Source organism: Roseobacter sp. TSBP12, from assembly GCF_009129705.1.
Classification (GTDB): Bacteria; Pseudomonadota; Alphaproteobacteria; order Rhodobacterales; family Rhodobacteraceae; genus Celeribacter; species Celeribacter baekdonensis_A.
Window position 1 is genome coordinate 1 of record NZ_PYIB01000032.1, and the last position, 550, is coordinate 550.

The following is a 550-nucleotide window of genomic DNA, read 5'->3' on the forward strand; positions in this document are numbered from 1 at the left end:
GATTTGTTTTAAAGATTCTTTGTCTGGATCAGGGCGTTTGGCGAAAGGCGCGGTTGTGTGGAGGCTCAGCCCTGCGGTGCGGGACCGGTGGTGTGGCCGATAATCAACTCCGCATCCAAAAGCACATGCTGCGCCGGACGGTTGGGATTGACGATCATATCCATCAAGATTTCGGCGCAAATCCGTCCGGCTTGCCGCACAGAAGACCGGGTGGCGGTATAAATCGGTTCGCTGTTGCCGTTGCGCAGGTAGGAGAGATCGTCATCATGGATGATCAGCGAAAACGTCTTTTTCCTAAATTTTCAAAACCCGCCGCATCAAGCGCGCGGCGCACGCCAAAGCCGACGATGATCGACGAGGCCAGCAAAAGCAGTGGGTGGGCTCTCCAAGGCGAGCATTTTCGTCGTCGCTGAAAATCCATATTCCTCTGTCATTTCAGAGGAGTAGCAGAGGGCGTCGTCTTCGGGACACCAGCCTGTTCAAGCGCCGCGCGATAGCCGAGGCGTCGTTTGGCGGCGAAATCCATCGTTCCAAGCCGTTCAAAAAGGCC

Annotated in this window: 1 protein-coding gene; it reads left to right on the forward strand. The window is 55.8% G+C overall.

All coding sequences use genetic code 11. The features are described from left to right. The coding region (locus tag C8029_RS23110; protein WP_286189872.1) for a hypothetical protein at positions 1-413 on the forward strand (413 nt) is incomplete at its 5' end. Positions 414-550: the final 137 nt, after the last annotated feature.